The following is an 8751-nucleotide window of genomic DNA, read 5'->3' as shown; positions in this document are numbered from 1 at the left end:
GACGATCTCGGCCTCGCCTCCGATCGGGAGATCCAGGCGCCGGATCGGCAGCGTGTTGGTGAACGGGCTGAATGACAGGTCGATGTCGACAGCGTCACTCAGATCCGGTCGCACCATGCGGTTCTCGGTCCACCAACCCGACGCGTCGTGACGCAACTCGAGGACGCGCCCGTCCCCGGCCTCGATGCGCAGGGCGCGGAAGCCCCACTCGGCATCGAGTACGGCTTCGTACTCGTAGGTCGCATCGCCGATCTCGACGTGCGCGTGCGCGCGCACCGACGCGTCCTCGGTCAGTGAGAGCCGCTCCAGACTGCGCCCGCGCGTCCCCGACCAGACGTACTCTGTGGTCTTCACGCGATCATCCTGCCCGTCGCGCGCGATCGCGGCGACGGGTTGACGGGCGGGTCGCGCGCCTCGACGGCCGCGCACGGGTGAAGCTGGAGACGTGCTGATCTCCCGCGCGACCGAGGCGTTCGCCGTGCACCTCGAGAAGGTGCGACGGCTGTCGCCCGCGACCGTGCGCGCGTATCGCAACGACCTGCGCGGGCTCGCCGAGGTCACGGGTGACATCGAGCTCGCCGACATCGATCTCGAGCACCTGCGCGAGTGGCTGTGGCACGCGACCAAGCGCGGCGACGAGCGCTCCACTGTCGCCCGGCGCACGTCGTCGGCTCGCACGTTCTTCCGGTGGGCGCACGAGGAGGACCTGGTCCCCGTCGACCCCAGCCTGCGCCTGGTGGCACCCAAGCGCGGTCGCTCGCTGCCGCACGTCGCGACGGCGGATGCGCTCCGCGAGGTGCTCGATCGGCTCGAGCAGCGCGCACAGGACGGCGACCCGGTCGCGCTGCGCGACCACGCGGTGCTGGAGGTGCTCTACGGGTCGGGTATCCGCGTGTCCGAACTGTGCGGGCTGGACGTCGACGACCTCGATCTGGACCGCGGCACCGTGCGCGTGCTGGGCAAGGGGGCCAAGGAGCGCGTCGTGCCGTTCGGGGCGCCCGCCAACCGCGCCCTCGGCGCCTACCTGACGCGCGCCCGACCGGCTCTCGCCGCTCGGGGCAGCGGACCCGGACCGGCGCTTTTCCTGGGGATCCGCGGGGGACGCATGGGGGCCCGCGCCGTGTACGACCTCGTCACGCGCGAGGTCGGCCCCACGCTCGGTTCGAGCGCCGTCGGCCCGCACACGCTGCGGCACTCGGCCGCGACGCACCTCCTCGACGGCGGCGCCGACCTGCGCGCGGTGCAGGAGCTGCTCGGACACGCGAGCCTCGGCACCACCCAGATCTATACGCACGTGTCGTCCGAGCGACTCGCCGCCGCGTACCGGCTCGCCCACCCCCGCGCCTGACGTCGTTCATCAGCAGCAGGGCAGCAGCACGGCGCGCGGCACGCCGCCGAGCAGCAGCAGCGGGTTGACGTACTCCCCGTGCAGCCGCACGCCCAGGTGCAGCGACCCGGGCGCCGCGTGGCCGCCCGCCGTCACGTGCCCGACCACGTCCCCGCGCGCGACCGCGTCGCCGGGGGACAGGTCGGACAGCACGGGCTCGAGCGTCGTGACGAGCCCGCCGCCGTGGTCGATCGTCAGCAGCGGTCGGTCGACGACCGTGCCCGAGAACGCGACGGTCCCCGATGCGGGCGCGACCGCCTCCGATCCGATGTCCGCCGCGATGTCGACACCGCGGTGACCGGGGCCGTACGCGTGCGCGGGCGCAACGTACGGCGCGACGAGCCGCACGCCGCCCGAGACGGGCCAGATCCACGTCTCGGCGGTCTCGATCCGCGACTCCGGATCGGGCGCGGCCTCGGCCGCTCCGGGTGCCGCCAGCAGGATCGCCCCCAGGGCGAGGGATGCCAGGACGCGTCGCGCCGTATCGCTCATGCCGACAGCGTGGCCCGGCAGACGCCCGCGACGGCTCCGTCCACAGCGACCGACGCGCGCACGCGGGCGCGAGCACGCTGTGGACGACCGGGGGAACGCCGGATGAACGCCGCTCGCCGCCGCGCATCGGGCCGACCCCGCACTGATACACTGGAGGTCGCATCCCGTGCATCGGGATGACTCCGCGTGCCCAGAGCGACCCATCGTCTTCGGATGAATGTCGCGGCATCCACTCCCATCGGTCCCTCCCTGAGGGCGGTAGTGCGCCGGGCACCAGGCTCGCCGGTCGACCGACCGGCAGGACAACCGCAATGGCAGGAACCGGCACGGCCGCCCTGCCCGAATCAAGGAGAAAGACCATGGCTGTGGTCACCATCCGCCAGCTGCTCGACAGCGGCGTGCACTTCGGACACCAGACGCGTCGGTGGAACCCGAAGGTCAAGCGCTTCATCCTGACCGAGCGCAGCGGCATCCACATCATCGACCTCCAGCAGTCGCTCACCTACATCGACAAGGCGTACGACTTCGTCAAGGAGACCGTCGCCCGCGGCGGCACCGTGCTGTTCGTCGGCACGAAGAAGCAGGCCCAGGAGGTGCTCGCCGAGCAGGCGACGCGCGTCGGCCAGCCGTACGTCAACGAGCGCTGGCTCGGTGGTCTGCTGACCAACTTCCAGACCGTGTCGAAGCGTCTCGCGCGCATGAAGGAGCTCGAGGAGCTCGACTTCGACGACCCGGCCGGCACGGGCTTCACCAAGAAGGAGCTCCTGCTCAAGAAGCGCGAGCTCGACAAGCTGCACAAGTCGCTGGGCGGCATCCGCAACCTCACCCGGACGCCGTCGGCCCTGTGGGTCGTCGACGCCAAGCGTGAGCACCTCGCCATCGACGAGGCCAAGAAGCTCGGCATCCCCGTCATCGGCATCCTCGACACGAACGTCGACCCCGACGACCTGCAGTACCCGATCCCGGGCAACGACGACGCCATCCGCTCGGTCGGCCTGCTGACGCGCATCGTCGCCGACGCCGCCGCCGAGGGCCTGCAGCAGAAGCACAACCCCGAGGGCGACGCCGAGCCGCTGGCCGAGTGGGAGCGCGAGCTCCTCGAGACCCCGGCCGAGGCCGAGGCCGCCGAGACCGACGCCGCTGCGACCGAGGCGCCCGCCGCCGAGGCCCCCGCCGCCGAGACCGCCGAGGCCCCCGCCGCCGAGACCGAGGCTCCGGCCGAGGCCGAGGCCGCCGAGACCACCGAGAAGTAAGTCGTCCGGATCCGATCGGATCCACCGAACCTGAGGAGCCAGCAACCAATGGCCAACTTCACCATCGCCGACATCAAGGCGCTGCGCGAGCAGCTCGGCACGGGCATGGTCGACACCAAGAAGGCGCTCGAGGAGGCCGACGGCGACGTCGAGAAGGCCACCGAGATCCTCCGTCTCAAGGGCGCGAAGGGCAACGCGAAGCGTGCCGACCGCTCGACGAGCGAGGGCCTCGTCGCCGCGCGCGAGCAGGACGGCAAGGTCACGCTGATCGAGCTCGCCTGCGAGACCGACTTCGTGGCGAAGAACGATCGCTTCATCGCGCTCGCCGACAAGGTGGCCGACGCGGCCGCCGCCGTCGGCGCCGACTCGGCCGAGGCCGCGCTGGCCGCCCCCGCGGGCGACCAGACGGTCGACCAGCTGATCTCGGACGAGGCCGCCATCATCGGCGAGAAGGTCGAGCTGCGCCGGGTGCGCACGCTGACCGGCGACGCGTTCCAGGTGTACCTGCACAAGACCAGCAAGGACCTGCCCCCGCAGGTCGGCGTCGCGGTCGCGTACTCCGGCGGCGACGCCGAGACGGCGCGCAGCATCGCGCAGCACATCTCGTTCGCCAACCCGTCGTACCTCACGCGCGACGAGGTGCCCGAGGCCGAGGTCGAGAAGGAGCGCACGCTCGTCACCGAGCTCACGCGCCAGGAGGGCAAGCCCGAGGCCGCCCTTCCGAAGATCGTCGAGGGTCGCCTCAACGCCTACTTCAAGCAGGTCGCCCTGCTCGACCAGGCGTACGCCAAGGACGACAAGCAGTCGGTGAAGCAGGTGGCCGATGCCGCCGGCATCACCGTCACGGGCTTCGTCCGCTTCAAGGTCGGCGCCTAAGAGCGTCTCAAGGGGCTCGGATCCACCCGGATCCGGGCCCCTTTTCCGCGCGCGGACGTCGAGCACGATCGCGCGGGGCGGATCCGGCCGTCACCGGTAGCGTAGGAACGCGACGAGAGGAACACACGTGATCCATGAGAAGACCGGGCGCCGCCGCGTCCTGCTGAAGCTCTCCGGCGAGGCGTTCGGCGGAGGCCAGCTGGGCGTGAATCCGGATGTCGTCAGCCAGATCGCGCGGGAGATCGCCGCCGCGACGGAGAGCGTCGAGATCGCGATCGTCGTCGGCGGCGGGAACTTCTTCCGCGGCGCGGAGCTGAGCCAGCGCGGCATGGACCGCGGCCGCGCCGACTACATGGGCATGCTCGGCACGGTCATGAACGCTCTCGCCCTGCAGGACTTCCTCGAGCAGGCGGGCGCCGCGACACGCGTGCAGTCCGCGATCTCGATGACGCAGGTCGCCGAGCCCTACATCCCGCGCCGCGCGCAGCGGCACATGGAGAAGGGTCGCGTCGTGATCTTCGGCGCCGGCGCCGGCCTGCCGTACTTCTCGACCGACACGGTCGCCGCGCAGCGCGCGCTCGAGATCGGCGCCGACGAGGTGCTGGTCGCCAAGAACGGCGTGGACGGCGTGTACACGGCCGACCCGCGCACGGATCCGACGGCGACGAAGCTCGACACGGTGAGCTACGCGGACGCGCTCGTGCAGGGCCTCAAGGTCGTCGACTCGACCGCGTTCAGCCTGTGCATGGACAACCGGATCGACATGCGGGTGTTCGGCATGGAGCCCGCAGGCAACGTCACGAAGGCGCTGCTGGGCGAGAAGATCGGCACGCTCGTCACGACCTGACGCGCGGCGTCGCCGACAGCTCGCGCCCAGAGCGCACATTAAACTTCCACTGAGTACCACCCTGATGAATGGAGTCACCGTGATCGCGGACGTCCTCGCTGAAGCCACCTCCCGCATGGACCGGGCCGTCGACGCGGCCAAGGAGGACTTCTCGACGGTCCGCACCGGTCGTGCGAACCCGCAGCTGTTCCAGAAGGTGCTCGTCGACTACTACGGCACGCCCACGCCGCTGCAGCAGCTCGCATCGCTGGCGAACCCCGAGGCCCGGACCCTCATCGTCACGCCGTACGACAAGTCGGCGCTCAAGGCGATCGAGGACGCGATCCGCGACATGCCGAACCTCGGCGCGAACCCGAGCAACGACGGCAACATGATCCGCATCACGATGCCGGAGCTCACCTCCGAGCGCCGCAAGGAGTTCGTCAAGCTCGTCCGCTCGAAGGGCGAGGACGCGAAGGTCCGCATCCGCGGCATCCGTCGCCAGATCAAGGACGACCTCGACGCCCTGAAGGACGAGATCGGCGAGGACGACATCGCGCGCGGCGAGAAGGAGCTCGACGCCATCACCAAGGCGCACGTCGACAAGATCGACGAGGCCCTCAAGCACAAAGAGGCAGAGCTTCTCGAGGTCTGATGCGATGTGTGTCGCTCTTCGCGTCCGGGGTGGGTGAGGGACGCCGTGACCGAGCCGCAGCCTGACGCGCCCGACGCGGCCGGGTCCGCGGGTGACGGGCCGACGGCTCGTCCCGCGACCCCGACCGAGCCGGACTGGCAGAGCCTCGTGACACCGCCCGCGGCGGAGCCCTCGGCCCCGCCCGAGGTCAAGCACGAGTCGCTCGTGACGCCCGTCGCGCCGCAGGTGGACCAGCCCGCGTCGTTCCAGGCACGCGTACGCGCCGCACGCAACGAGTTCGAGATGCACGCGGCGCACGCGCGCGACCAGTTCGACGAGGCCAACGAGCGCATCAAGCAGCGCACCGGCCGCGACCTGTTCGTGGCGATCGCGATCGGACTCGGCATCGGCGTCGTGACCGTCGCCTCCCTCGTGTTCGTGAAGTGGACGTTCGTGCTGCTCGGCGCGGCCGCCGTCGTGCTCGGCGTGTTCGAGCTGTCGCGCGCGCTGCAGGCGGGCGGTCGCCGCGTCGACCTCGTGCCGCAGCTGATCGCCGTGCCGCTGCTGCTCGTCTCCGGCTTCGTCGGCGACCTGTGGCTGCACTGGTCGATGCTGTTCACCTCGATCGCGCTCATCATCGTGTGGCGCCTGCTCGCGCAGATGGTGGCGCAGGACGGGCGACTGTACGCCGATGTGCTCTCGGACGTCGTCGTGAGCGCCTTCATCACGCTGTATGTGACGTTCCTGGCCAGCCTTGCTCTCGTGCTGCTGCGGGAACCCGGCGGTGAGTGGTGGGTGCTCGCGTTCATCATCGTCGTCGTGGTGTCCGACACGGGCGCGTACGCCGCCGGCGTCGCCTTCGGACGCACGCCGATGGCACCGCGCATCAGCCCCAAGAAGACGTGGGAGGGCTTCGCGGGAGCTGTGCTCGCGTCGCTCGCGGCCGGCGCGCTGCTCGCCCACTTCATGCTGGGACTGCCCTGGTGGAGCGGGCTCATCATCGGCGGCGTCATCATGGGCACCGCGACGGTCGGCGATCTCAGCGAGTCAATGGTCAAGCGCGATCTCGGCATCAAGGACATGAGCTCGTGGCTGCCTGGCCATGGGGGAGTGCTCGACCGCCTCGACAGCATCCTGCCGTCCGCCACGGCTGCTCTCACCCTCCATCACCTGCTCGTGCCGCTGGGGGCATCATGACCGACGACGCTGCCCAGCGCACACAGCCCTTCCCTCTCGCACAGGGTCGCGAGAAGGGCTACGACCGCGAGACGGTCGACGAGTTCCTCGCGCAGGCACGGGGCGCGTTCGAATCCGGGACGTCGGCGCTCGACGCGCGGGCCGTGCGCGAGGTGGCCTTTCCGCTGCGCCGCGGGGGCTACCAGATCGCGGCGGTCGACGCCGCGCTCGGGCGCATCGAGGACGCGTTCGCCGCACGTGAGCGCGAGCGCGCGATCGCGTCGGTCGGTGCGGAGGCCTGGGTCGCCCGCGCGCGCGAAGAGGCGCAGGTCATCCTGGATCGGATGAATCGCCCGCGGGGCGAGCGGTTCGACCGCGTCGGCCCGCTCGCCTACGGCTATGCCCGCGAGGAAGTGGACATCGTCACGGATCGGCTCACGCGCTACTTCGAGGCGGGAGAGTCGCTCACCGTCGAGCAGGTGCGCGCCGCGGCGTTCCGCTCGGCGCGCGGCGGTTACCGCGAGGAGCAGGTCGACGCGCTGCTGGACGCGGTCGTCGACGTCATGCTGGCCGTGCGCTGACGCGATTGTCACGAACAGATCACGTCCGCGGTGGATTCGCCGGAGACCGCGGGTTAGACTCGTCGGACTGTGACTTCCGCCAACGAGACCCGAACCCGAACGGCAGCCCAGCTCACCCGACGTGACACGCGTGCGTCGAGCATGCGCTCCGCCGCTCCCGTGCCGGCACGCCTGAGCCGCCGCCGCGGTGTGCTGAACGTGTTCGCGGGTGTCGCGGCGTTCGGATTCCTGGCGGCCTACCTCGTCCCGACCACGGCCGCGCTGGCCGAGGGAGCGCCCGCGTCGCGATACGACGCCGTGCAGGCCGATGCGCAGATGTATGTCGCGGCCGCGAACCTCGCACCCGCCGGCAGCCTGCAGTACGGCAGCTACGCGATCGAGCTGCAGGCCCAGGCGGACGGCTCTCCCCACCCCAAGGCATCGCTCGAGGAGTGGATCGCGTACGCCGAGTCGCAGGGCGTCGAGGTGCCCGAGGGCACGACGCGCGAGGAGATCCCGACGCTGATCGCCGAGGCAGAGGCCGCGGAGGAGGAGGAGGCCGCGCAGGCCGCCGAGCCTGCGTCCGACGGCGGTGCCGCGGCGCTCGCGTCGCCGTTCTACACCGGGGGCGGCGCTCCCGAGGAGTGGATGCGCGCCGCCGGCATCGCGGAGAGCGACTGGGGCTACGTCGACTACATCGTCTCGCACGAGAGCGGCTGGAATCCCAACGCGACCAACGCCTCGTCGGGGGCCTGTGGCCTCGTGCAGGCCCTTCCCTGCAGCAAGGTGCCAGGGGGCGGCTACAACCCGGTCGCCAATCTGCAGTGGGCGACCGGCTACGCCACCGCGCGGTACGGCAGCTGGGCGGGCGCCTACGCGTTCTGGACCGCCAACCACTGGTGGTAGGCCGCGCGCCATGCCACGCTCGCACCGTCGACGCCGGGATGACCGCGACGACGACTCGCTCGATCGCCTGATCGCGGGATGGCGGCGCACCGAGTCGCGACGCGGCCGCCAGTACTCCGTGCAGCCCGTATCGGGTGCCCGCACCGAGAAGACCTACACGTGCCCGGGATGCGCAGGCACGATCGGCGTGGGCGTTGCGCACGTCGTCGTCTGGAGCGAGGACGGCGTGCTCGGCCCGGCCGCGGATCTCGCCGCGCGCCGGCACTGGCACACCCATTGCTGGAGGACGGCCTGAGGGCCGTGGAGGGAGACACCATGGAGATCCGCGGCGCCACGCTGCTGCCCGCCCGACGCGAGGACGTCGAGCTGCGCACGCGCGACGGGCTCACGCTCGTCGGCGAGCTCGCCCTGCCGGAGGATCGCGATCCGGTCGCGACGCTCGTGACGCTGCACCCGCTTCCCACCCACGGCGGCTTCATGGACTCCCACATCATCCGCAAGGCCGCCGCGCGGCTGCCGGCGCTCGCCGACCTCGCGGTGCTGCGCTTCAACACGCGCGGCACGAGCTCGCCACGCGGCACGAGCGAGGGAGCCTTCGGGGAGGGCGTGACCGAGGAGGCGGACGTCGCCGCCGCGATGGA

12 protein-coding genes are annotated in these 8751 nt (G+C 71.1%); 10 read left to right on the top strand and 2 right to left on the bottom strand.

What is annotated here, in order from left to right; all coding sequences use genetic code 11:
* Positions 1-354: putative glycolipid-binding domain-containing protein (locus RIF89_RS08340; RefSeq protein WP_309068657.1), on the bottom strand; the 354-nt coding region annotated here is incomplete at its 3' end.
* A gap of 91 nt (positions 355-445) precedes the next feature.
* Here RIF89_RS08340 and RIF89_RS08335 point away from each other — a divergent pair.
* Positions 446-1348: a tyrosine recombinase gene (locus RIF89_RS08335; RefSeq protein WP_309068656.1), complete on the top strand. Its 903-nt coding sequence runs from the start codon at positions 446-448 to the stop codon at positions 1346-1348.
* Positions 1349-1357: 9 nt separating this feature from the next.
* Here RIF89_RS08335 and RIF89_RS08330 read toward each other — a convergent pair whose 3' ends face one another.
* On the bottom strand, positions 1358-1879 hold the full coding sequence (locus RIF89_RS08330; RefSeq protein WP_309068655.1) for a M23 family metallopeptidase: 522 nt from the start codon (positions 1877-1879) through the stop codon (positions 1358-1360).
* Positions 1880-2238: 359 nt separating this feature from the next.
* On the opposite strand from RIF89_RS08330, the gene rpsB reads away from it, so the two are divergent.
* The 9 genes from rpsB to RIF89_RS08285 all read left to right on the top strand — a co-directional run.
* Positions 2239-3132: a 30S ribosomal protein S2 gene (gene rpsB, locus RIF89_RS08325; protein ID WP_309068654.1), complete on the top strand. Its 894-nt coding sequence runs from the start codon at positions 2239-2241 to the stop codon at positions 3130-3132.
* Between the two features lie 48 nt (positions 3133-3180).
* Positions 3181-4008: a translation elongation factor Ts gene (gene tsf / locus RIF89_RS08320; protein WP_309068653.1), complete on the top strand. Its 828-nt coding sequence runs from the start codon at positions 3181-3183 to the stop codon at positions 4006-4008.
* A gap of 127 nt (positions 4009-4135) precedes the next feature.
* Positions 4136-4855, top strand: a complete 720-nt coding sequence (gene pyrH, locus RIF89_RS08315) for a UMP kinase (protein WP_309068652.1) — start codon at positions 4136-4138, stop codon at positions 4853-4855.
* Between the two features lie 79 nt (positions 4856-4934).
* On the top strand, positions 4935-5489 hold the full coding sequence (frr, locus tag RIF89_RS08310) for a ribosome recycling factor (protein WP_309068659.1): 555 nt from the start codon (positions 4935-4937) through the stop codon (positions 5487-5489).
* A 45-nt stretch (positions 5490-5534) separates the two neighbouring features.
* Positions 5535-6665 carry a phosphatidate cytidylyltransferase gene (locus RIF89_RS08305; RefSeq protein WP_375294456.1) on the top strand — a complete coding sequence of 377 codons (1131 nt, stop codon included), beginning with the start codon at positions 5535-5537 and terminating at the stop codon, positions 6663-6665.
* Positions 6662-7225: a DivIVA domain-containing protein gene (locus RIF89_RS08300; RefSeq protein ID WP_309068651.1), complete on the top strand. Its 564-nt coding sequence runs from the start codon at positions 6662-6664 to the stop codon at positions 7223-7225. Before RIF89_RS08305 ends, RIF89_RS08300 begins: the two co-directional genes overlap by 4 nt.
* Before the next feature lie 69 nt (positions 7226-7294).
* On the top strand, positions 7295-8110 hold the full coding sequence (locus tag RIF89_RS08295; protein ID WP_309068650.1) for a transglycosylase SLT domain-containing protein: 816 nt from the start codon (positions 7295-7297) through the stop codon (positions 8108-8110).
* Positions 8111-8120: 10 nt separating this feature from the next.
* Positions 8121-8405: a hypothetical protein gene (locus tag RIF89_RS08290; protein ID WP_309068649.1), complete on the top strand. Its 285-nt coding sequence runs from the start codon at positions 8121-8123 to the stop codon at positions 8403-8405.
* 20 nt (positions 8406-8425) lie between these two features.
* A partial coding sequence (locus tag RIF89_RS08285) for an alpha/beta hydrolase (protein WP_375294455.1) occupies positions 8426-8751 on the top strand: 326 nt, incomplete at its 3' end.

Source organism: Microbacterium sp., from assembly GCF_031178525.1.
GTDB lineage: Bacteria > Actinomycetota > Actinomycetes > Actinomycetales > Microbacteriaceae > Microbacterium.
This window is presented reverse-complemented; position numbering and strand designations above follow the sequence as displayed.